Origin of the sequence: Roseateles toxinivorans (assembly GCF_004362525.1) — a bacterium.
Classification (GTDB): Bacteria; Pseudomonadota; Gammaproteobacteria; order Burkholderiales; family Burkholderiaceae_C; genus Paucibacter; species Paucibacter toxinivorans.
On record NZ_SNXS01000005.1, the window covers coordinates 51,230 to 71,046 of the forward strand.

Sequence of the window (19,817 nt, forward strand, 5' to 3'; positions counted from 1 at the left end):
CCGTAATTGAAGGAAACCCCCATGAACACCACCCCCAGCGGCCTGCAATACGAAGACACTGTCGAAGGCACCGGCGCCGAGGCGCAAGCCGGCCAGAACGTCACCGTGCACTACACCGGCTGGCTCTACAACAACAGCACCAAGGGTGCCAAGTTCGACTCCAGCAAGGACCGTCGCGACCCATTCCAGTTCTCCCTGGGCGCCGGCATGGTGATACGTGGCTGGGACGAGGGCGTGCAGGGCATGAAGGTCGGCGGCACCCGCCTGCTAGTGATCCCGGCCGAGCTGGGCTACGGCGCCCGCGGCGCCGGCGGCGTGATCCCGCCCAATGCGACGTTGATGTTCGAAGTGGAACTGCTGGCCGTCTGAGTTTGTTTGAGCGTTCGGGACGCCCCTGCCAAGAGGCGGCTCGAACAACTTCGATCGGATCGGCATCGGCTGCCATTGGCCGCCCTCAAGTCGCCCACGCGCACAGCCGAGGACTCATGACGACGATTGCCGTGATCGGCCTGGGGCGCCTGGGCCAGACCCTGGCACTGGCCTGGTGCGAAAGAGGCGAGGCGGTGGTGGCCGTCGCCAGCCGCACGGCCGCAACAGCGGAAGCGCTGGCCGCGCGCCTGCCGGCCTGCCAGGCGATGACGCCTGAGGAAGCTGCCGCCGCGGCCGAGCTGGTGTTTCTGTGCGTGCCCGACGATGCGATCGCGCCGCTGTGCGCGGCCCTGCCCTGGCGCGCCGGCCAGGCGGTCGTGCATTGCAGCGGCGCCACCGAGCTGAGTGCGCTTGATGCCGCAGCGCGGGCCGGCGCCCGGGTCGGCGGCTTTCATCCGCTGCAGATCTTCTCGGATCCCGCGCTGGCGCTGCAGTTGCTGCCCGGCAGCGCGGTGGCAATCGAAGCGGAACCGGCGCTGCAGGCCGAGCTGCAAAGGCTGGCGCTGGGCCTGGGCATGAAGCCGTTGCAGCTGCAGCCGGGCACACGCGCCGCCTACCATGGCGCCGCCAGCTTCGCGGCGAGCTTTCTGCTGTCCATGCTGGACGAGGCGGTGCAGGTCTGGGCCCGCATCGGCCTGCCACCGGACATGGCCCTGCAGGCGCTGTTGCCGCTGGCCAAGGGCACCTTGCAGTCAGCCGAAGCGCGCGGACTGGCCGGCGCACTGGCCGGGCCGATCTCGCGCGGGGATGCCGGCGTGGTCGGCGCCCATCTGGCCGCCTTCGATGCGCTGGGCGGCGAGCATGGCGCCTTCTACCGGGCGCTGTCGCGGCGGCAACTGGGCCTGGCGCGCGAGGCCGGCCGGCTCAGCGACGAGCAGGTGCAGCGCCTGGCCGCCCTGATCGACCGACCATGAAAAAAGGGCTCGCAAGCGAGCCCTTCTTGTTCACCGCAGCGCCGCAGCGCTGATCGGTTGCTTAGCGGCTGTAGCCACCGGTACGCGGACGCTGGGTGCGAGCACCCGGGCCACCGGCACCGCGAGGACCACGGTCGCCGCCGAAGCTGTCGCCACGCGGGGCAGCACGGTCGCCGAAACCGGCGCCACGGCGGCTGTCGCCGGCGGCCGGAGCCGGGGCAAAGCGCGATTCGCCGCCTTCACGGTTGAACGGAGCACCGCCGTCACGGTTGAACGGCGCGCCGCCCGACTTGTTGAACGAGGGCTTGCCGCCGAAACCCGGCTTGGCGCCATAGCTCGGCTTGCCACCGTAGCTGGGCTTGTTGCCATAGGGCTTGCCGGCCGGGCGGGTTGCGCCTTCCGGACGGGCGGCGTACATGCGCGGCTCGGGCATCTTGGGCTCGAGGCCTTCGATCACGCCAGCCGGAATGTTCTGCGTCGTGAATTGCTGGATGCGGCGGATCATCGACACATCGCCACGCTCGGCCAGGGTCACGGCCAGGCCATTGCGGCCGGCACGGCCGGTACGGCCAATGCGGTGCACATAGTCTTCGGCCTTCATCGGCAGACCGTAGTTGATGACATGGCTGATCGTCGGCACGTCGATGCCGCGGGCGGCAACGTCGGTGGCGACCAGCACGCGCAGTTCGCCGCGGCGCAGGGCCATCAGCGTGCGGTTGCGGCGGCCCTGGGGCATGCCACCATGCAGAGGCGCGACCGAGTGGCCGATCTCATACAGGCGCTCGGCCAGCCAGTCGGCGTCGCGCTGGGTGGAGGTGAAGACCACCGCCTGATCCAGCGACTTGTCGGCCAGCAGATGCTCCAGCAGCTGATCCTTGTGCGAGCTGCTGTCGGCCCAGTGCAGGCGCTGCTCGATGTTCTCGTGGGTGTCGGTGTGCGACGACACTTCGACGCGCTCCGGGTTGCGCAGCAGGTCTTGAGCCAGACGGCCAACGTGACCGGCGAAGGTCGCGCTGAACATCACGGTCTGACGGGTCGCGGGCACGCGGTCGGCGATGGTGCGGATGTCGTCAATGAAGCCCATGTCCAGCATGCGGTCGGCCTCGTCGAGCACCAGCATCTGCACGTTGTCGAGCACGGCCTTGCCGCTTTGCAGGTGGTCCAGCAGACGGCCCGGAGTGGCGATCAGGATGTCCAGGGGGCCACGCAGCGCCTTGATTTGCAGGGGATAAGGCACGCCACCCAGGACGGTGGCAACGCGCAGGCCTTGCACATGGCGGCCGTAGGTGCTGGCGGCCTTGGCAACTTGCATCGCCAGTTCGCGGGTCGGGCACAGCACGAGAACGCGCGGGCCGTAGACCACGCCCTTTTCGCGGCGTGTGTCATTGTCGGCACGTGCGTCCAGTATGCCTTGCAGGGCCGGCAGGATGAAGGCGGCAGTCTTGCCGCTGCCGGTGCTCGAGGACACCATCAGGTCGGCGCCCTTCAGGCCCAGCGGAATGGCGCGGGACTGGACTTCGGTGGTTTCGGTGTAGCCAGCGTCGGCAACAGCACGGGCCAGAACTTCATGCAGGCCCAGGGTATCGAAATTCATATTTACTTCTTTCAGGATGCAATGCCCCACGGTGCCCAAATGGGGCACGACAAAGGGCACAAGCCAGCCGATATCGGTTGGCTTCGGGTCAAGTCGCCGGGAGAAAGCTCGCGTAGCGCACCTGAGAGGTGCGGCGCCGGGGGAACAGTCAAAAGCGACGGCATCGCCGCCGACCGAACCCAGGGGGTATTCGAGACTGCCCGGTGGCGTTATCGATCAGGGGGATCGATTTGCAAGTCATTCGCTGGGAATGCCTGCTGGCCTTGGCTGCCTGAAAGAGGTCGAAGGGGATGAACGAACAGCACAAATTTTGCGCCGAAGCTCGCATTCTATACCGATTCGGGTTTTCACGAGTATTGGTTTGAACATTTTTAGCCCTACCCCCGCGAACCGGGGAATAGTTCACATCCGTTGATACTCAGCTCGCGGCTTGCATGAACAGGCGCCCTGCCTATAATCGCCGCTCGGTCGGCAGTACACCCAGGCCTTGCCGCGCGGTCTTCCGCGAGCTAAACCTGCCATTAAAACCCTATGCTGTGGTCACCCTCATGCGTGTGCCCGGCTGGAAGTCGGCGAGCACCAGCGCTCCCTTGCGGAGATCTGAGCACAGGCGTTTGGAGACCTTCCATGTCCCGTGAATCCCTGCCCCTGCAGGCCGACGATCTGTCGGCCTTTGCCAAATCCCTGAGCCTGCAACTGGCGCAACACCTCGAGTCCCGCGCCGCCCTGCCCGGCCATCTGAGCCTCTTGAACATGCTGGCGCGCGCCGCTGGTCATCGCAATGTGCAGGGCCTGCGCGCCGCAGCGCTGCCGGCGGTCAAAGCGAAAACAGCTACCCAGCCGCAACCCGCACCGGCGCGCGGCCCCAGGCACCCCGAGCTGAGCGAGATCGCCGACCGCGCACTGCGTCAGTTCGACGACCAGGGCCGACTCGTGCGCTGGCCCAGCCGCTACCAGGTGCAGCGCTATGCGCTGTGGGGCCTGTGGCTGCATTTCGATGGCAAGCGCCGCTACAGCGAGCCCGAGGTCAACGAGATCCTGAACTCGCGCCACGGCTTTGGTGACCATTGCACGCTGCGCCGCGAGTTGGTCGAGATGAAACTCTTGGCCCGCACCGATGGCGGCAAGGAGTACCGCAAGCTCCCTGCCAGACCCGAGCCGGACATGCTGCCGCTGCTGCGTGAATTGCGGGAGCGCTCGCTGAGCCGTTGATGCGCCCAGGCTACATCTGCTTGAACAAGTGGGTGTAGCTCTCGGCCACCGGCAGGGTGTCGGCGCAGTCCTTGAGCTTGACCTGTAGGCGGCCGCGGAAGTCGCGCGTCACGCCGGCAATCGCCGTGGCATTGACCAGGGTCGAGCGGTGGATCTGCCAGAACTGCTGCGGGTCCAGTTCCTCGACCAGCTCCTTCAGTGGCTTGCGTATCAGTGCCTCGGCCTCGCGCGTCATCACGCGGGTGTATTTGGTGTCGGACTGGAAGTACAGTACCTCGTCAACGGTGATCAGCTTGAGCATCTGGCCCACCGAGGCATTGATCCAGCGCAGCGGCTGACGGGACACCGTCTGCGCCGAGCGAGCCACCAATTGGTCGAGCACGCGGCCGATGTCCAGCGCCGGCTGGTTCAGCCGCTGCTTGATGCGGTTGATGGCGGTGAACAGGCGCGCCGGCTGCAGGGGCTTGAGCAGGTAGTCCACCGCGCCCTGGTCGAAGGCTTCCACCGCGTACTGATCGTAGGCGGTGACGAAGACCACATGGCTGCGCTGGCCCACCTGGCGCGCCACCTCCATGCCGGTCAGGCCGGGCATCTGGATGTCCAGAAACATCAGGTCGGGCTGGTGCGTCTGCAGCAGTTGCAGGGCCTGCAGGCCGTCGCTGGCCTCGCCGATGATGCTCAGCTCCGGCCAAAGCTGACCCAGGTGCTCGATCAGCTCCTGGCGCAGGGTGTCCTCGTCTTCGGCGACGATGGCGGTGGGCATGCTCTTCATGGCTGCAGATCCAGAATGAATGAAGTCTCGTGGTCGCCGCTCTCGCAGCGCAGGGCCGTGCCCTGGCCGGTCAGGGCCTGCAGGCGCTGCTGCAGGGTGGCCATCTCGGCGGCGTCGCCGCACAGGCCGGGCCGGCCCAGGTTGAGGCTGATGCGCCAGCCGCGGGCGGCCAGTTCGGCCTGCAAGCCGCAGGCGGGCAGTTCGTCATCGCACAGCTGCAAGGCGCGCTGCAGCAGCGGCAGCAGGACCATGGGCGGCAGCGGCAGGCCACCGAGCTCGGCCGGCCAGTCACGCTGCAGACGAGGGGCGGCCTCGCCCAGGCGCACGGCCAGATAGCTGTCCAGCAGCTCGGCCTCGGCCTCCAGCGTGCTGCCCATGTCACGCAGCCGCGGCAGCGCCACGCGCAGATGGCGTATCAGCTGCTCCAGCCGAGGCGCGGCGGCTACCTTGCCATGCTGATAGTCCTGCTCGATGCCGACCAGGGTGTCGAACAGGAACTGCGGATCGATCTGCGCCTGCATCGTGGCCAGGCGCGCGGCCATCGCCTTGCGCGTCAGCACGCTCTGGGTCTGCAGACTGCGCTGCACTGCGGCCTCGCTGCGACGCAGGCGCAGATTCATCTCATGCACGGCCACTGCAAGGCCGGCACTGAGGCTGATGCCGAGCAGGTCTCCCAGCATCGAACTCCAATGCCAGATCGGCATCGGCGGCTTGCCCTTGGCGAGGTACATCAGGTCCATCGCATTGGGCCATTGCAGCCATTCGATGACCACGCGGACCAGCAGAACGGACAGCGCCGCGCCCACCAGGGTGGCGAATGCCAGGCGCCAGGCGCGGTGCGGGTGTTCCGGGTCGCTGCGATCCGCCGGCAGCCAGCACAGCGCCAGCAACAGTGCAGCCAGCACGGGCAACAGCAGCTGGCGCGCCATGGCCAGCAGCGCCTCAGGCCGGTGCCAGACCTCGTAGATCGCCCCCAGGTCGACCGCGCCATAGAGCAGGCCGATCAAAAGCCAGACCATCAGCTCGCGCGGTTGGGTGGAGCGCCAGGCCTGCCATACCAAGGCCAAGGGCGTCTGCCGGCCCTGCTCCGAGGACAGTGGCATGACCGCACTCATGCCGCCTCCATCGCCATCGTCACCGGCAGGACGGAGCCGCAGGGCAGGCGCAGGCGCGCCACCACGCCACGTGGCGAGGCCGCCTCCAGCTCGAGCGCGGCATCAGGTCCGAACAACGAATGCAGGCGCGCTCGCGTATTGGCCAGGCCCACGCCGCTGCCGGCGCTGGCACTGGTGCAAAACCCCTGTCCGGTGTCGGCAACTTCGACAATCAGCATGCCTGCGCCTTGCTGGTGCGCGCGAATGGTGATGTGGCCGCCCTCAGGCAGAGGAGCCAGACCATGCTTGATGGCGTTCTCGACCAATGTGGCCAGCACCATGGGCGGCAGCCGCGCGCTCAGCAACTCCGGCGCGGCGCTGATCGCATAGCCCAGCCGCGCACCCATACGCATCTGCAGGATGCTCAGGTAGTTGCGCACCAGCTCAAGCTCCTCGCCCAGGGTCGAATCGGCACGGCGCATGCTGGGCAGAGCGGCGCGCAGATAGGCGATCAGGTGGCGCAGCATGTCGCGGCCGCGCTCGGGCGAGGTCTCGTACAGGCGCTTCACATTGGCCAGGGTATTGAACAGGAAGTGCGGCTCGATCTGCGCATTCAGCGCCGAAAGCTGGGCCTCGACCTGGCGGGTCTGCAGCCGCTCCTGCAGCAGACCGGCGGCCAGCAGGGTCTGCTCTGCCTGCCTTGCCTGGCGGGCGCGCAGGAACAGCGCATAGGCCATGCCGCCCATCAGGCTCCACAGGCCGACGATGGACAACATCCACACCCATTCGAAAGTGATCTTGGGGTTGAAGAAAAAGGCCACCCGATTGCGCAAGATAGCCCCGGTCGCGGCAGCCAGCACGATCGCCAGTGCCTGCCAGGGCAGCGCCTTGGCGCCAGGTCTATGAGCCAGCCAGGCCTCGGCGCAGGCAATGCCCAGCAACAGGGTCAGGCCGGACAGCAGGGTCTGGCGGGTGTAGCGCAGCAAACCCGGGAACCAGGCGTCCTCGCTGTCGTAGCCCGCGTACCAGGACAGCATGCGTGCGCAGGCGAACACCGAGCACAGGCCGAACATCACCAGCAACACGCGCAGGTTGAACACGGCCTTGAAGGCCTGTCCGGGCGTGGCGCTGGGTGGAGCGGTGGAAATCGGCATGGGCGGATTGTGCGTCGGACGGCGGCGCGCCGGGGCGTCATTGCGACGAAACCGGACCGGCGGCGACGAGCCCAGGCTAGAGGAGCTTTGCAGGGCACCAGCCCCGCAAACTGTTGAAGAAGGCCAAACCCTCGGCCAGCGCCAGATCGTCCTTCATCAACCGCGCCTCGACGATGCGTCCCTCGGCCAGCAACTGCTCGCGATAGACCCCCGGCAGCAGGCCGGCCTCGGCGCGCGGGGTCAGCCACTGGCCAGCACGCAGCAGGGCCAGATTGCCGATCGCGCACTCGGTCAGTTCGCCGTCGGTGTTCCACAGGATCAGGTCGAAGGCCTCGGGCGGCTTGAGCGCCAGCAACGCGTCGTAAAGCTCGCGGCGGGTGGTCTTGTGCTGCAGGAACTCGGCGGCGGGGCCGTGGCTGGCCATCGGCTGAGCGGCCAGGGCCAGCATGACGACCGGTGGCGTCTCGGCCAGCGGTGTGGCTTGCAGCCCGATGGCGCCATCGGCGGCCACGGTCAGCCGGGTGCGCCAGTTGCCCTCGGGCTTGCCCTGGGCAAGCCGCTGCAGCGCGGCGCGAACCTCGGCCAGATCCAGCGCCAGGCCGAAGTGGCGGGCCGTGCGCCGCAATCGCTGCAGATGGCCGTCCAGGCGCGGGTACTCGCCCTCCTGCAGCCGCAGGGTCTCCAGCGCAGCGATCGGCGCCTGGGCGCGCAGCAGAAAGCGGCTCTTGGCCCGCCATTCGCCGACCTCGGCGGCCGGATCGGAATCCAGGGTGATGGCGCTGCCGATACCGCATTGCAGACGGCCCGCATCCAGTTCCACCGTGCGTATCGGCACATTGAAGGTAGCCGTCCCGCCCGGCCGCAGCAGGCCTAACGCGCCGCAGTAGAAGCCGCGCGGCCCGGGCTCCAGCTCATGAATGATCTGCATCGCCCGCACCTTGGGTGCGCCGGTCACCGAGCCGCAGGGAAACAGCGCGGCGAACACCTGGGCCAAGGTGGTGGTGGCCGGCGTGTGGGCCGTGACGGTGGACGTCATCTGCCAGACGGTGGACAGCGCATGCAGCTCGAACAGCCGCGCCACGCGCACGCTGCCCAGGCGCGCGAGCCGCCCCATGTCATTGCGCAGCAGGTCGACGATCATCAGGTTCTCGGCCCGCTCCTTGACGCTGGTGCGCAGGTATTGCTGCCGGGCCTCGTCTTCCACCACGTCGCGGCCGCGCGGCGCCGTGCCCTTCATTGGCTGGGCGGCGAGCTGCCAGTCCTGCGAGCCTGCGCTCTCGCCCTGGGCACTGCTGGGGCGCCAATCGAAGAACAGCTCGGGGGAGACGCTGGCGACGGCACGTTCACCGTCCTGCAGGAACAGCGAGAAGCCGCCGGGCTGGGCGGCATGCAGCGCGCGGAACAGTTGCCAGGCGGTCGCACCCTCGGCCAGGAGCGAATCAAGGCGGGTGGTCAGATTGACCTGGTAGCAGTCGCCGCTGCGTATCCATTCGCGGATGCGTTCGATCTGCTGCAGCTCGGCGGCTTCGGCCTGGGCATCGAGCCAGTCGCTGTTCAGCGCCCGATCCGGCGTGACCGCGGCCGGCCACTCGGTCGGCGCCTGCTCGAATACGGCGAACTCGGCCAAGGGTCTATCCGGCCAACCCTGGGTGACGAGCGCGGCATCAAAAGCAGCGGCCGCCTCGTAGCGCACGCCGCCCAGCACCCAGGCGCCATTCAGGCTGGCACGCCAGGCCTGATCGAGCACGTCCACTACCTCGCTAAGCGCGAACGCCCGCAGCCAACGCGCCGGCGGCCGCAAAAAGGCGCCACGCAGCCGCTCGCCGTCCTCGCGGGACAGCGGGTGGCGCGGAAAGTCGAAGGCGGCGTACATGGCGCCCCGGCAGCCTTACAGGCTCAGCAGATGGGTGCGGTAGTAGACGAGTTCGTCGATCGACTCATGGATGTCGGCCAGCGCCGTGTGCGCCTGGGCCTTCTTGAAGCCGTCCAGGATGCCGGGCTTCCAGCGCTTGGCCAGTTCCTTCAGGGTGCTGACGTCCAGATTGCGGTAGTGGAAAAAGCTTTCCAGGGTCGGCATGTAGTTGGCCAGGAAGCGGCGGTCCTGGCAGATGCTGTTGCCGCACATCGGCGACTTGCCCTTGGGCACATAGGTCTTCAGGAAGGCGATCACCTGGGCGGTGGCCTCTTCCTCGGTGATAGTCGAGGCCTTGACGCGATCGATCAGCCCGCTCTTGCCGTGCGTGCCCTTGTTCCAGTTGTCCATCTTGTCCAGCGTCTCGTCGCTCTGGTGGATGGCAAACACCGGGCCTTCGACGCGCTGGGTCAGATTGGCATCGGTGACGACCACGGCGATCTCGATGATGCGGTCGGTGTCGGGGTAGAGACCGGTCATTTCCAGGTCGATCCAGATCAGGTTCTGGTCGCTGCTGGCCAGGGTTGCGGCTTCGCTCATGGGCATTTCCTCGTGTATTGCTTCAAGCCGGATTGTCGCAGCCCTACACTTCGCCCCATGCTTTCATCCTTTTTGCCCCCTGTTGACGCCCCCACGCTGACCGCCCTGTTCGTGGCTGCGCTGATCGCCTCGCTGCTCGTCAAGTTCTGGCTGTCCACCCGCCAGATGCGTTTTGTCGCCCAGCACCGCGGCGCCGTGCCGGCCGCTTTTGTCGGCACCGTGTCGCTGGAAGCCCACCAGAAGGCCGCCGACTACACGCTGGCCAAGGGCCGCTACGGCCTGCTGGCCACCGCCTTCGGTGCGGCCGTGCTGCTGGGCTGGACCCTGCTCGGTGGCCTGGAATGGCTGAACCTGGCCCTGCGCGACCTGGTGCAGCCGACCTGGGGAACCATGGCCTACCAGCTGGCGCTGCTGACCGCCTTCAGCCTGATGGCCTCGCTGCTGGACCTGCCCTGGGAGCTGTACAACACCTTCCGGCTGGAGCAGCGCTTCGGTTTCAACCGCACGACCTGGAAGCTCTACGTCAGCGATGCACTGAAGGGCCTGCTGGTCAGCGCCCTGATCGGCCTGCCGATCGCCGCGCTGATGCTGTGGCTGATGGGCGCCGCCGGTGCCTACTGGTGGGCCTGGGCCTGGGGCGCCTGGATGGCCTTCAACCTGATCATCCTGGTGCTGTACCCGACCGTGATCGCGCCGCTGTTCAACAAGTTCGAGCCACTGGCCGACGAGGGCCTGAAGGCACGTGTGCAGGCGCTGATGGCGCGCTGCGGCTTTGCCGCCAAGGGCCTGTTCGTGATGGACGGCAGCCGCCGATCGGCCCATGGCAATGCCTATTTCACCGGCCTGGGCCCGGCCAAGCGCGTGGTCTTCTTCGACACGCTGCTGCAGCGGCTCAACGCCGGCGAGGTCGAGGCGGTGCTGGCCCACGAGCTGGGCCACTTCAAGCACAAGCATGTGCTGAAACGCATCGTCTCGATGTTCGCCTTGAGCCTGTTGGCGTTCGCGCTGCTCGGCTGGCTGTCGCAGCAGGCGGGCTTCTTCGCCGGCCTGGGCGTGCGGCCGAACATGAGCGCGCCCAATGATGCGCTGGCCCTGCTGCTGTTCCTGATGGTGGTGCCGGTGTTCGGCTTCTTCTTCACGCCGCTGAGCGCGATGCTGTCGCGCAAGCACGAGTTCCAGGCAGACGCCTACGCCTGCGCCCAGGCCAGCGGCCAGGACCTGGCCAATGCGCTCTTGAAGCTGCATGAGGACAATGCCGGCACCCTGACGCCCGACCCCGTCTATGCTCGCTTCTACTACTCACACCCGCCGGCCAGCGAACGCCTGGCCGCGCTGAGTCTGCATGGAGGCCGCGCCGCATGACGCTTGCCGATCTGCCCACGCATTGCTCGAATGAGGTCACGGCGCTCAGCGAGGCCGAGGTCAGTGACCTGCTGGACCAGATCAGCGGCTGGCGGCTGACGCAGGGCGCGCTGGAGCGGCGCATCAACTTCCCCAACTTCCACCAGACCATGGCCTTCGTCAATGCGGTGGCGCAACTGGCCAACGAGCAGGATCACCACCCCGATATGCACATCGCCTACGGCCGTTGCGTCGTCCGCTTCAACACCCATTCGGTCAGAGGCATCTCGGTCAATGACTTCATCTGCGCTCAGCTGGTGAACGCCATGCAGCCCACATCCGCATGAGCCGGTTCAGCGATCTGGACATTGGCTTGGTGGTGGTTGGCCATGGCCGCCACTATCTCGTGGAAACACCCGAAGGCCGGCGCGTCAATTGCCGGCCGCGGGGCAAGAAGAGCGATTGCGTCGTCGGCGACCGCGTGCGCTGGGCCATCACCGGCGACGAGGGCGTGATCGAGCAGGTCGAGCCGCGGCGCAATCTGCTGTTCCGCCAGGACGAGTGGAAGACCAAGAGCTTTGCCGCCAATCTCGACCAGCTGCTGATACTGGTCGCGGTGGAGCCGGTGTTCAGCGAGTCGCAGCTGGCCCGTGCGCTGATCGCTGCCGAAAGCGCCGGCATCAGCACCACGATCGCCCTGAACAAGACCGATCTGCCCGGCGTGCAGCTGGCACGCGAACGCCTGGCACCCTATCGCGCGATGGGGCAGGAGGTGATCGAGGTCGCCTTCAAGGCCGACCCGGTGGGCTCCACCGCCCTGCTGCAGCCCTGGCTGAAAGACAAGGCCACCCTTGTGCTGGGCCCCAGCGGCACCGGCAAGTCGACCCTGATCAATATGCTGATACCCGACGCCAACGCGCAGGTCGGCGACATCTCGCAGGCGCTGAACTCGGGCCGCCACACGACGACGACAACCAAGTGGTACTGGCTGGACGACGAGCGAAAGACGGGTCTACTGGACTCGCCGGGTTTCCAGGAATTCGGTCTGCGCCAGATCGAGCCGCTGCAGCTGCCGGGGCTGATGCCCGATCTGCGCAGGCACGCAGAAACCTGCAAGTTCTACAACTGCACCCATCAGCACGAGCCGGGCTGCGGCGTGCGCGCGGCGCTGGAGCGTGGCGAGATCAATGCCTCGCGATACCGCATCTACGGCGAGATCTTGCAGGAGCTGGGTGGGAAGAGATACTGAACGGCCGGCGGCCCCGGATTGCATCCGGGCTACGGTAGCCCGGATGGAATCCGGGACTCCTCACCCGATCAGATTCGCCAAGGTCATCAAGGCCAGCAGCAGCATCCACAGAATCACCGAGCGCCAGACCAGGCCGACCACGCTTTGCAGATGGCCCAGCTGGGCCTGCTGACCGGGCGTGGCGCCATCGGTGTCCATGCTGTCCGGATTGATGCCTGCATCGAAGGTCTTGGAGCGGTCCGGCGTCACGCCGGGTGCGGCGCTGCCGCCCAGCTGCAGGCCCAGGGCACCGGCGGCCGAGGCCAGGATGATGCCCTCGTTGGCATGGCGCCAGAGGCCGGCGTCACGGCGCCAGCCATTCACCGCCTCCTCGAAATTGCCGACGATGGCAAAGCCGGCGGCGGTCAGCCGCGCGGGCACATGGTCGATCCAGCCGAACACACGCTGCGAGACCTGCATCAGCCGCTCGTTGGTCGGCGCATCAGTGGTGCGGCTCTTGAAGGCCCAGTAGCGGCTAGCGAATTCGGCCATGCGATAGAGCACCGCACCGGCCGGGCCAAGGCCCAGGGTGGACAGCACGATGAACCAGAAGAACACGCCGAACACATGGCGGTGCGCGGCCAAGAGCGAGTGCTCGATGACGTGACGTAGCAGCTCGGTGCGCGGCAACTCACTGGCATCCAGATGGCGCCACTCGGCCAGCATGCGCCGGGCCTCCAGCTCGTCGCCGCGCTCCAGCGCGTCGCGGATATCGGTGTAGTAGTGGCTGAACTGCCTGAAGCCCAGGGTCAGGTACAGCATCAGCACATCGAAGGCCAGGGCCAGGAAGATGCTGAAGTGGTTGATCAGCAGATGGATCAGCGCGGTGACCAGGGCAGGACCCAGCACGGTGATGCACCAGACGACAGTGGCGTGATGCTCGCGGCCGGCGTCGAAGTTGCGTCCGGTCCAGCGCACCCAAGCAATGACGGAGTCGTGGACCCGGTTCCCGTGAGGCAAAGGTTTCAGCTGTTCAAACAGCAGCGCAAACAAGACCGCGAAGAAGTTCATGGCCAGGGATGATAGCGGTCAAGCCTCGCTACACAGAGAGAAAGCGGTAGAAGTTGCGCAGCATTGCGGCGGTGGCGCCCCAGATGAAGTACTCGCGTTGCGCGCCCGCTGCATCGGGGCCTGTCCAGGGCATGGACAGGAACTGCCGGCGGCCACCTTCGAAGTCGACTTGATGGCGTTGGTGGTGCGCCGGCGTCATCAGGAACTGCAGCGGCACCTCGAACGCTTCGTCCACTTCAAAGGTGTCCAGCGTCAGCGTGAAGCCCGGCCGCACCAGGCCGACCACCGGCGTGACCTGGAAGGCGGTGACCGTGGTGTAGATCGGCAAATGGCCGATCACTTCGACGAAGTCATGCGACAGGCCGACCTCCTCTTCGGTCTCGCGCAGGGCGGTCGCCACCGGGTCGAAGTCATGCTCTTCGACACGGCCGCCGGGAAAGCTGATCTGCCCCGCGTGGGCGCGCAGATGCGCGGTGCGCCGCGTCAGCAGCACGCTCAGGCCGGCCTCGCGCATCACCAGCGGCACCAGCACCGAGGCCTGGGCCGGTTCGCGATCGCTCATGCGGCCGTCGCCCGGAATCTCGGGCTGCCAGTCGGCGCCATCGCGAAAACGCTGGCGCAGAAAGGCCGGCGTCATCCGTTCGGGACCGAGCGCGGGCAGGTACTCGTCGCGGCTGATCACCGGAACGGCATGGGGATCGAAGATGGGAACGGTCACAGCAGCAGAGCATAGGGCGGAAACGACAAAGCCGCCCGGAGGCGGCCTTGTGGGCACTGGTCAAAAAGGTACTTTCGCACCTCCTGGACCGGCAGCGGGCAATTAAGCCAGCTTCTCTTTGATACGTGCCGACTTGCCCGAACGCTCGCGCAGGTAGTACAGCTTGGCACGGCGCACATCGCCGCGACGCTTCACTTCGATCGTGGCGATCAGCGGGCTGTACAGCTGGAACGTACGCTCCACGCCTTCGCCGCTGGAGATCTTGCGCACGATGAAGCTGGAGTTCAGGCCGCGGTTGCGCTTGGCAATCACGACACCTTCGTAGGCCTGGACGCGCTTGCGCGTGCCTTCGACCACATTCACGCTGACGATCACCGTGTCGCCGGGGGCGAACGAGGGGATGGTCTTGTTCAGACGAGCAATTTCTTCTTGCTCAAGGGTTTGGATCAAGTCCACAGAGTTCTCCTTGTGATCATGGCGGCGCTCATATGTTTTCCAGGGATGAGGACCATCCCAGCCCGCCAGAGGATCGAAAAGCCTTTGATTATAGCGCAGCTTTGCGTCGGATTCGGCGAGGCGTGCTTCAACCCGGCTTCAACGTGGAGAGAAAACGCTCGTCGTCGCGGCTCAGCTTGCCGGCGGCGCGGGCCGCGGCGATCAGGTCCGGCCGGCGGCGGGCCGTGATCTCCAGCGAGCGCTCCCTGCGCCAGCGCGCAATATGCCCATGGTGGCCGCTCATCAGCTCGGCCGGCACCGCCAGCTCGCCCTCCGGCGTGACCAGGCGCTCGGGCCGGCTGTAGTGCGGGCAGTCGAGCAGACCATCGGAAAAACTGTCCTGCTGGTGCGAGGCGGCATCGTTGAGCACACCGTCCTGCAGCCGGGCGATCGCATCCAGCAAGGCAATCGCCGGCAACTCGCCGCCGGACAGCACGAAATCGCCGAGGCTTAGCTCAAGGGTCACATGGCGGTCGATGACGCGCTGGTCTATGCCCTCGTAGCGGCCGCACAGCAGCACGGCGCCGGGGCCGGCGGCCATTTCCTGCACCAGGGCCTGGTCGATGCGCCGGCCGGTGGGTGAAAAGTGGATCAGCGGCGTCGCATCGGCGCGGTCGGCACGCACCGCAGCCAGCGCACGCTCCAGCGGCTCGGCCAGCATCACCATGCCCGGGCCGCCGCCGTAGGGGCGGTCATCGACGCGGCGGTAATTGCCATCGGCGAAATCACGCAGTTGCCACAGCCGCACGTCGACCTGGCCGCTGTCGAATGCGCGGCGCGTCACGCCCTCGCTCAGATGCGGGCCGAACAACTCGGGGAACAGGGTGACGACGTCAAAGCGCATGGCGGTGCATGGCCTCGGCCACGGTCTGACTCAGTAGTCCAGACCCCAATCGACGGTGATGCGGCGCTGCTCCAGACTGACCTCGCCCACATAGGCGGCCACAAACGGAATCAGGCGCTCCTCGTCGGGCTTGATCGGCTCGACCAGGCCGGCCGGCATCACGCGCAACACGCTGTGCGGACCGGTGTCGATCAGGCCGATCACCGTGCCCAGATCTTCGCCCTGGGTGTTGACGACCTGCAGACCGATCAGGTCGATCCAGTAGTACTCGTCGGCCTTCGGGCTGGGGAATTCGGCTCGTGAGGTGAAGATGCGGGCGCCGCGCAGCGCTTCGGCGCCGTTGCGGTCGATCACGCCATCGATGCTGGCAACGATGCCATCGCCATGCTCACGCACCTGGGTAATTTGCAGCGAGGCGGGCAGCACCCAGCCTGGCTTGGGCAGCGATTTGCGGTCCTCGGAAGCCTTGAGGAACCAGCGCTTGGCCCGGAACAGAGCCTGGGGATCGGCGGAGTAGGACAAAACCTTGACCCAGCCCTTGATCCCCCAGGCCTCACCGATGCGGCCCACTTCGATGGCATCTGCCGGCCAGGCGGCGTTGCTGTCGGGTGAGCTCACTTCGGTGTTCAATCGCGTCCGGTCTTGTTAGACCGTGGCCTTCTTGGCCTGGTCCACCAGACGCGTCACCGTGGGCGACAGCTGGGCGCCAACGCCAACCCAGTGGGTCACGCGGTCAACAGCCACGCGCAGCGATTCGGCAGCGCCGGAAGCCACGGGGTTGTAGAAGCCAACCTTCTCGATGAAGCGGCCGTCACGGCGGTTCTGGCTGTTGGCCACAACGATGTTGTAAAACGGACGACGCTTGGAGCCGCCGCGAGACAGTCGAATAACGACCATGATGTTTCCTTGATCTTCAGATCGACCGCCACACCAGGAGACACTCAGGCGAGCAAATCGGGGGCTCAGATGCTTTTTTGCATCCTCGCGAGGGAGGCGCTGTAGATACGCCGATCTTGCGACCGACCAGCACCGGAACCCGGCATTATAAACTCCAGCTGCAACCAATGGGACCACATGAGCACCGAGTCTTCCAATTTATTCCTACGTCCGAGCAGCGAATCGGACCTGTCCGCCATCACCGCCATCTATGCCCAGGCCGTTTTGCAGGGCACGGGCACCTTCGAAACCGAGGTACCAGAGCAGCCCGAGATGGCCCGCCGCCGCCAGGAGGTGCTGGGCCGGGGCCTGCCCTGGCTGGTCGCCGAACACCAGGGCGAAGTGCTGGGCTATGCCTATGCCAACTACTTCCGCCCGCGCATGGCCTACCGTTTCTGCCTGGAGGATTCGATCTATCTGAGGCCCAACGCCCACGGCAAGGGCGTGGGCCGGCTGCTGCTGGCCGAGCTGGTGGCGCGCTGCGAGGCGCTGGGCGCGCGCCAGATGCTGGCTGTGATAGGCGATTCGCAGAACCTCGGTTCGATCGGCGTGCACCGCAGCCTGGGCTTCAAGCCCACCGGCGTGATCAACAACGCCGGCTGGAAATTCGGCCGCTGGCTGGACGTGGTGATGATGCAAAAGCAACTGGGCCAGGGCGCCGACACCCCGCCGGTGGACGTGGCCAAGGCCGCTTCATGAGCCTGCGCTCGAAGACCCTGGCCACCTGGCTGGCCCTGACCGGCGGCAGCCTGGGCCTGCACCGCCTCTATATGTTCGGCTTCAAGGACAAGCTGGCCTGGCTGCATCCGCTGCCCACCCTGGCCGGCTACTACGGCCTGCAGCGGATGGAGTTGCTGGGCCAGGATGACCGCCTGGCCTGGCTGCTGATTCCGCTGCTGGGCCTGATGCTGGCCCAGGCCATGCTGCAGGCCATCGTCTACGGCCTGACCTCGGACGAGAAGTGGGATGCGCGCTACAACGGCGGCAAGGCCAGTGCGCCCAGCGGCTGGGCGGCCATCATTGCCGTCGTGCTGTCGCTGCTGCTGGGGGCCTCCGCGCTGATGGCCACCATAGCGTTTGGCAGCCAGCGCTTCTTCGAGAGCCAGGTCGAGGCCGCGCAGGAACTGAGCCAGTAAGGAAGAGCAGACGCAGAGCACGTCAAGAAGCGCAGAGGCCGCAGAGTTTCCATAGGGATTCTCTGCGGCCTCTGCGCTTGCTCTGCGGACTCTGCGTCCTACTTCTAACACGTCAGAACAGGGTGAAGCTCAGCCAGTAGAACACCCCGGCCACAAAGGCCGCGCAGGGGATGGTCAGAATCCAGGCCCAGACGATGTTGCCGGCCACGCCCCAGCGCACGGCTGAGGCCCGCTGCACCGAGCCGACGCCGACGATGGCGCCGGTGATGGTGTGGGTGGTGGACACCGGCACGCCCAGCGCCGTGGCCAGGAACAGCGTGATCGCCCCGCCCGTCTCGGCGCAGAAGCCGCCGACCGGCTTGAGCTTGGTGATCTTCTGGCCCATGGTCTGGACGATGCGCCAGCCGCCGAACATGGTGCCCATGCCGATCGCCAGATAGCAGCTCCAGATCACCCAGCCGGGCGGGGCCTTGTCGCCGGCGCCGACCATGCCCGCAGCAATCAACAGCATCCAGATGATGCCTATGGTCTTCTGCGCGTCATTGCCACCGTGGCCGAGGCTGTACAGGCCGGCCGAGACCAGCTGCATACGCCGGAACCAGTTGTCCACTCGCAACGGCGGCGTGCGTCTGAAGATCCAGGCCACCAGCAGCATCATCAGCGAGGCCAGCAGATAGCCCAGCAGCGGCGAGACGATGATGAAGAGCACCGTCTTCAGCACGCCGGCGGCGACCAGGGCGCCAGATCCGGCCTTGGCAATCACCGCACCGACGATGCCGCCGATCAGCGCGTGCGAGGAGCTCGACGGAATGCCGTAGAACCAGGTCAGCACATTCCAGGCAATCGCGCCGATCAGCGCACCGAACACCACATGGTGGTCAACAATACCCGGATCGACAATGCCCTTGCCTATGGTGGCCGCGACCTTGAGCTGGAAGAACAGCACCGCCACGACATTGAAGAAGGCCGCGAACAGCACGGCCTGCTGCGGCTTGAGCACGCCGGTGCTGACGACGGTGGCGATCGAGTTCGCTGCGTCGTGAAAGCCATTCATGAAGTCAAATCCAAGCGCCAGTATCACCAGCAGGACGATGACCCAGAAACTGATCTGTAGGGGTTCCATCAAGACCGTACCAACTCAAGAGTTCTCGAGGACGATGCCCTCGATCAGATTGGCCACGTCTTCGCAGCGGTCGGTGATCGATTCGAGCTGTTCGTAGATCGCCTTGAGCTTGATCAGCTCGCGCACATCTTCCTGCTCGCGGAACAGCTTGGACATGGCCGAACGCATGACGCGGTCGGCGTCGGACTCCAGGCGGTCGATCTCTTCACAGGTCTTGATCGCCGACTCGGCCACCTCGGGCCGGCTCAGCCTGGGCAGCAGGGTCACGGCGTGTTGCACGCGCTCGCAGCATTTGGTGCTGAGCTCGCCCAGGCGCAACACTTCCTCGGTGATCTTGCGCACGTCGTACAGCGACAGCGTCTCGGTGACGTCCTGGAACAGGTCCAGGATGTCATCCATCGCGTTGATCAGGCTGTGGATCTGCTCTCGATCGATGGGCGTGATGAAGGTGCGGTGCAAGAGGCGGTTGACCTCGGCGGTGACACGATCAGCGTGGCGCTCGGCGGCATCCACCTCGGCGGCATATTTCTCGCGCAGGGTCAGGTCGGAGTAGTTCTGCACCATCAGCATGAAGGCACGAGAGCCCTCGACGATCTTGCTGCCGTGCTCATTGAACAGCTCAAAGAAATTGCCTTCGCGGGGCAGGAATTTGCCAAAAAACATAGTGGGTCCTTGGACGAGCGCGGGCCATGCCGGCGCGCTCATGTCATCAATTTGTCATCGTCATGTCACACACGACGGGTGCGAAGTGTACGTGCGAAGGCCGGATCACGAGCATCCGGCATGGCCCGATCGGGCGGGGAAACCTCGATTTAGCGCGTTTCGCCCAGGCGTTGCATGGTCTGATCCCCCAGGCCGGCCAGCAGAGGCGCAGCAGCGCCCTGTCCCGGAATCTGCACGCCCGGATCGATTTCAAGCAGCGGCGCCAGCACAAAGGCGCGCTGGTGCATGCGCGGATGGGGCAGCTGCAGCGCCGAGGTGTCCAGCACCTGGTTGCCATAGAGCAGCAGATCCAGGTCGAGCGTGCGCGGCGCGTTGCGGTAGGGCCGCTCGCGGCCATTGGCCCGCTCGATGGCCTGCAGTGCGGACAGCAGGGCTTGAGGCGACAGCCCGGTGCGCAGGGCAGCCACCGCATTCAGGTAGTCAGGGCCGTGGGCATCCACAGGCGCGGTGCGGTAGAAGGACGAGCAGCCCAGCCACTCCGTCTGCGGCAGCTGCTGCAGGGCCGCCAGCGCGGCGTCCAGTGTGGCGCGGGCGTCACCGAGGTTGGCGCCCAGGCCGATGAAGGCCTTCTCCACCGGCAT

General features: G+C 66.3%; 23 protein-coding genes. 8 read left to right on the forward strand and 15 right to left on the reverse strand.

Going from position 1 to position 19,817, the window contains the following annotated elements; genetic code table 11:
• Positions 1-21: 21 nt before the first annotated feature.
• Together DES47_RS18520 and DES47_RS18525 are read left to right on the forward strand one after the other, a co-directional pair.
• Positions 22-369 carry an FKBP-type peptidyl-prolyl cis-trans isomerase gene (locus tag DES47_RS18520; RefSeq protein ID WP_133702240.1) on the forward strand — a complete coding sequence of 116 codons (348 nt, stop codon included), beginning with the start codon at positions 22-24 and terminating at the stop codon, positions 367-369.
• Positions 370-485: 116 nt separating this feature from the next.
• Positions 486-1,343 carry a Rossmann-like and DUF2520 domain-containing protein gene (locus DES47_RS18525; RefSeq protein ID WP_133702241.1) on the forward strand — a complete coding sequence of 286 codons (858 nt, stop codon included), beginning with the start codon at positions 486-488 and terminating at the stop codon, positions 1,341-1,343.
• Positions 1,344-1,404: 61 nt separating this feature from the next.
• Here DES47_RS18525 and DES47_RS18530 read toward each other — a convergent pair whose 3' ends face one another.
• Positions 1,405-2,937: a DEAD/DEAH box helicase gene (locus DES47_RS18530; protein WP_133702242.1), complete on the reverse strand. Its 1,533-nt coding sequence runs from the start codon at positions 2,935-2,937 to the stop codon at positions 1,405-1,407.
• 627 nt (positions 2,938-3,564) lie between these two features.
• On the opposite strand from DES47_RS18530, the gene DES47_RS18535 reads away from it, so the two are divergent.
• A complete protein-coding gene (locus tag DES47_RS18535) occupies positions 3,565-4,149 on the forward strand; it encodes a DUF2087 domain-containing protein (RefSeq protein WP_133702243.1) in 585 nt (194 codons plus the stop codon).
• Between the two features lie 10 nt (positions 4,150-4,159).
• Here DES47_RS18535 and DES47_RS18540 read toward each other — a convergent pair whose 3' ends face one another.
• The 5 genes from DES47_RS18540 to orn form a co-directional block, all read right to left on the reverse strand.
• Positions 4,160-4,921, reverse strand: coding sequence for a LytR/AlgR family response regulator transcription factor (locus tag DES47_RS18540; protein WP_341800634.1), 762 nt, complete (start codon positions 4,919-4,921; stop codon positions 4,160-4,162).
• Complete coding sequence (locus tag DES47_RS18545) at positions 4,918-6,024, reverse strand: sensor histidine kinase (protein WP_166652066.1); 1,107 nt, start codon at positions 6,022-6,024, stop codon at positions 4,918-4,920. Before DES47_RS18545 ends, DES47_RS18540 begins: the two co-directional genes overlap by 4 nt.
• Before the next feature lie 8 nt (positions 6,025-6,032).
• Positions 6,033-7,169, reverse strand: coding sequence for a sensor histidine kinase (locus DES47_RS18550; RefSeq protein ID WP_133702245.1), 1,137 nt, complete (start codon positions 7,167-7,169; stop codon positions 6,033-6,035).
• A 76-nt stretch (positions 7,170-7,245) separates the two neighbouring features.
• Positions 7,246-9,042 carry a chorismate-binding protein gene (locus tag DES47_RS18555; RefSeq protein WP_133702246.1) on the reverse strand — a complete coding sequence of 599 codons (1,797 nt, stop codon included), beginning with the start codon at positions 9,040-9,042 and terminating at the stop codon, positions 7,246-7,248.
• Between the two features lie 15 nt (positions 9,043-9,057).
• Positions 9,058-9,621, reverse strand: coding sequence for an oligoribonuclease (gene orn / locus DES47_RS18560; protein ID WP_133702247.1), 564 nt, complete (start codon positions 9,619-9,621; stop codon positions 9,058-9,060).
• A gap of 57 nt (positions 9,622-9,678) precedes the next feature.
• Here orn and DES47_RS18565 point away from each other — a divergent pair, with 57 nt between their 5' ends.
• From DES47_RS18565 to rsgA, 3 genes are read left to right on the forward strand one after another with little or no spacing between them, the layout of a single operon-like run.
• The gene (locus tag DES47_RS18565) at positions 9,679-10,983 is read left to right on the forward strand and encodes a M48 family metallopeptidase (protein ID WP_133702248.1); all 1,305 of its coding nucleotides are present in this window, start codon (positions 9,679-9,681) and stop codon (positions 10,981-10,983) included.
• Complete coding sequence (locus DES47_RS18570) at positions 10,980-11,309, forward strand: 4a-hydroxytetrahydrobiopterin dehydratase (RefSeq protein ID WP_133702249.1); 330 nt, start codon at positions 10,980-10,982, stop codon at positions 11,307-11,309. Before DES47_RS18565 ends, DES47_RS18570 begins: the two co-directional genes overlap by 4 nt.
• A complete protein-coding gene (gene rsgA / locus DES47_RS18575) occupies positions 11,306-12,211 on the forward strand; it encodes a ribosome small subunit-dependent GTPase A (RefSeq protein ID WP_133702250.1) in 906 nt (301 codons plus the stop codon). The genes DES47_RS18570 and rsgA overlap by 4 nt, the downstream gene beginning before the upstream one ends.
• 60 nt (positions 12,212-12,271) lie before the next feature.
• Here rsgA and DES47_RS18580 read toward each other — a convergent pair whose 3' ends face one another.
• The 6 genes from DES47_RS18580 to rpsP form a co-directional block, all read right to left on the reverse strand.
• Complete coding sequence (locus tag DES47_RS18580) at positions 12,272-13,261, reverse strand: CobD/CbiB family protein (protein ID WP_133702251.1); 990 nt, start codon at positions 13,259-13,261, stop codon at positions 12,272-12,274.
• A gap of 28 nt (positions 13,262-13,289) precedes the next feature.
• The gene (locus DES47_RS18585; RefSeq protein WP_243748383.1) at positions 13,290-13,979 is read right to left on the reverse strand and encodes a CoA pyrophosphatase; all 690 of its coding nucleotides are present in this window, start codon (positions 13,977-13,979) and stop codon (positions 13,290-13,292) included.
• 102 nt (positions 13,980-14,081) lie between these two features.
• Positions 14,082-14,435 (reverse strand): 50S ribosomal protein L19, encoded by a 354-nt coding sequence (gene rplS, locus DES47_RS18590; RefSeq protein ID WP_133702252.1) that lies wholly within the window; start codon positions 14,433-14,435, stop codon positions 14,082-14,084.
• Between the two features lie 127 nt (positions 14,436-14,562).
• A complete protein-coding gene (trmD, locus tag DES47_RS18595; protein WP_133702253.1) occupies positions 14,563-15,318 on the reverse strand; it encodes a tRNA (guanosine(37)-N1)-methyltransferase TrmD in 756 nt (251 codons plus the stop codon).
• A gap of 30 nt (positions 15,319-15,348) precedes the next feature.
• The gene (gene rimM / locus DES47_RS18600) at positions 15,349-15,936 is read right to left on the reverse strand and encodes a ribosome maturation factor RimM (protein WP_133702254.1); all 588 of its coding nucleotides are present in this window, start codon (positions 15,934-15,936) and stop codon (positions 15,349-15,351) included.
• A gap of 27 nt (positions 15,937-15,963) precedes the next feature.
• On the reverse strand, positions 15,964-16,215 hold the full coding sequence (rpsP, locus tag DES47_RS18605; protein ID WP_133702255.1) for a 30S ribosomal protein S16: 252 nt from the start codon (positions 16,213-16,215) through the stop codon (positions 15,964-15,966).
• A gap of 177 nt (positions 16,216-16,392) precedes the next feature.
• Here rpsP and DES47_RS18610 point away from each other — a divergent pair, with 177 nt between their 5' ends.
• Together DES47_RS18610 and DES47_RS18615 are read left to right on the forward strand one after the other, a co-directional pair.
• Complete coding sequence (locus DES47_RS18610) at positions 16,393-16,953, forward strand: GNAT family N-acetyltransferase (protein ID WP_133702256.1); 561 nt, start codon at positions 16,393-16,395, stop codon at positions 16,951-16,953.
• Positions 16,950-17,390: a hypothetical protein gene (locus tag DES47_RS18615; protein ID WP_133702257.1), complete on the forward strand. Its 441-nt coding sequence runs from the start codon at positions 16,950-16,952 to the stop codon at positions 17,388-17,390. Before DES47_RS18610 ends, DES47_RS18615 begins: the two co-directional genes overlap by 4 nt.
• Before the next feature lie 112 nt (positions 17,391-17,502).
• Here DES47_RS18615 and DES47_RS18620 read toward each other — a convergent pair whose 3' ends face one another.
• The 3 genes from DES47_RS18620 to folK all read right to left on the reverse strand — a co-directional run bounded on the left by DES47_RS18620 (position 17,503) and on the right by folK (position 19,817).
• Positions 17,503-18,513 carry an inorganic phosphate transporter gene (locus tag DES47_RS18620; protein WP_133702258.1) on the reverse strand — a complete coding sequence of 337 codons (1,011 nt, stop codon included), beginning with the start codon at positions 18,511-18,513 and terminating at the stop codon, positions 17,503-17,505.
• Between the two features lie 15 nt (positions 18,514-18,528).
• Positions 18,529-19,176 (reverse strand): DUF47 domain-containing protein, encoded by a 648-nt coding sequence (locus DES47_RS18625; protein WP_133702259.1) that lies wholly within the window; start codon positions 19,174-19,176, stop codon positions 18,529-18,531.
• A 149-nt stretch (positions 19,177-19,325) separates the two neighbouring features.
• Positions 19,326-19,817: a 2-amino-4-hydroxy-6-hydroxymethyldihydropteridine diphosphokinase gene (gene folK, locus DES47_RS18630; RefSeq protein ID WP_133702260.1), complete on the reverse strand. Its 492-nt coding sequence runs from the start codon at positions 19,815-19,817 to the stop codon at positions 19,326-19,328.

Coding starts and splice junctions, on each gene's coding strand:
- trmD (WP_133702253.1), bottom strand. CDS start 15,318: ATGCGCTTTGACGTCGTCACCCTGTTCCCCGAGTTGTTCGGCCCGCAT.
- rpsP (WP_133702255.1), bottom strand. CDS start 16,215: ATGGTCGTTATTCGACTGTCTCGCGGCGGCTCCAAGCGTCGTCCGTTT.
- DES47_RS18550 (WP_133702245.1), bottom strand. CDS start 7,169: ATGCCGATTTCCACCGCTCCACCCAGCGCCACGCCCGGACAGGCCTTC.
- rsgA (WP_133702250.1), top strand. CDS start 11,306: ATGAGCCGGTTCAGCGATCTGGACATTGGCTTGGTGGTGGTTGGCCAT.
- DES47_RS18535 (WP_133702243.1), top strand. CDS start 3,565: ATGTCCCGTGAATCCCTGCCCCTGCAGGCCGACGATCTGTCGGCCTTT.
- DES47_RS18625 (WP_133702259.1), bottom strand. CDS start 19,176: ATGTTTTTTGGCAAATTCCTGCCCCGCGAAGGCAATTTCTTTGAGCTG.
- DES47_RS18530 (WP_133702242.1), bottom strand. CDS start 2,937: ATGAATTTCGATACCCTGGGCCTGCATGAAGTTCTGGCCCGTGCTGTT.
- DES47_RS18565 (WP_133702248.1), top strand. CDS start 9,679: ATGCTTTCATCCTTTTTGCCCCCTGTTGACGCCCCCACGCTGACCGCC.
- DES47_RS18525 (WP_133702241.1), top strand. CDS start 486: ATGACGACGATTGCCGTGATCGGCCTGGGGCGCCTGGGCCAGACCCTG.
- DES47_RS18520 (WP_133702240.1), top strand. CDS start 22: ATGAACACCACCCCCAGCGGCCTGCAATACGAAGACACTGTCGAAGGC.
- DES47_RS18570 (WP_133702249.1), top strand. CDS start 10,980: ATGACGCTTGCCGATCTGCCCACGCATTGCTCGAATGAGGTCACGGCG.
- DES47_RS18620 (WP_133702258.1), bottom strand. CDS start 18,513: ATGGAACCCCTACAGATCAGTTTCTGGGTCATCGTCCTGCTGGTGATA.
- DES47_RS18545 (WP_166652066.1), bottom strand. CDS start 6,024: ATGCCACTGTCCTCGGAGCAGGGCCGGCAGACGCCCTTGGCCTTGGTA.
- orn (WP_133702247.1), bottom strand. CDS start 9,621: ATGAGCGAAGCCGCAACCCTGGCCAGCAGCGACCAGAACCTGATCTGG.
- DES47_RS18615 (WP_133702257.1), top strand. CDS start 16,950: ATGAGCCTGCGCTCGAAGACCCTGGCCACCTGGCTGGCCCTGACCGGC.
- folK (WP_133702260.1), bottom strand. CDS start 19,817: ATGCCGGTGGAGAAGGCCTTCATCGGCCTGGGCGCCAACCTCGGTGAC.
- DES47_RS18540 (WP_341800634.1), bottom strand. CDS start 4,921: ATGAAGAGCATGCCCACCGCCATCGTCGCCGAAGACGAGGACACCCTG.
- DES47_RS18555 (WP_133702246.1), bottom strand. CDS start 9,042: ATGTACGCCGCCTTCGACTTTCCGCGCCACCCGCTGTCCCGCGAGGAC.
- DES47_RS18580 (WP_133702251.1), bottom strand. CDS start 13,261: ATGAACTTCTTCGCGGTCTTGTTTGCGCTGCTGTTTGAACAGCTGAAA.
- DES47_RS18610 (WP_133702256.1), top strand. CDS start 16,393: ATGAGCACCGAGTCTTCCAATTTATTCCTACGTCCGAGCAGCGAATCG.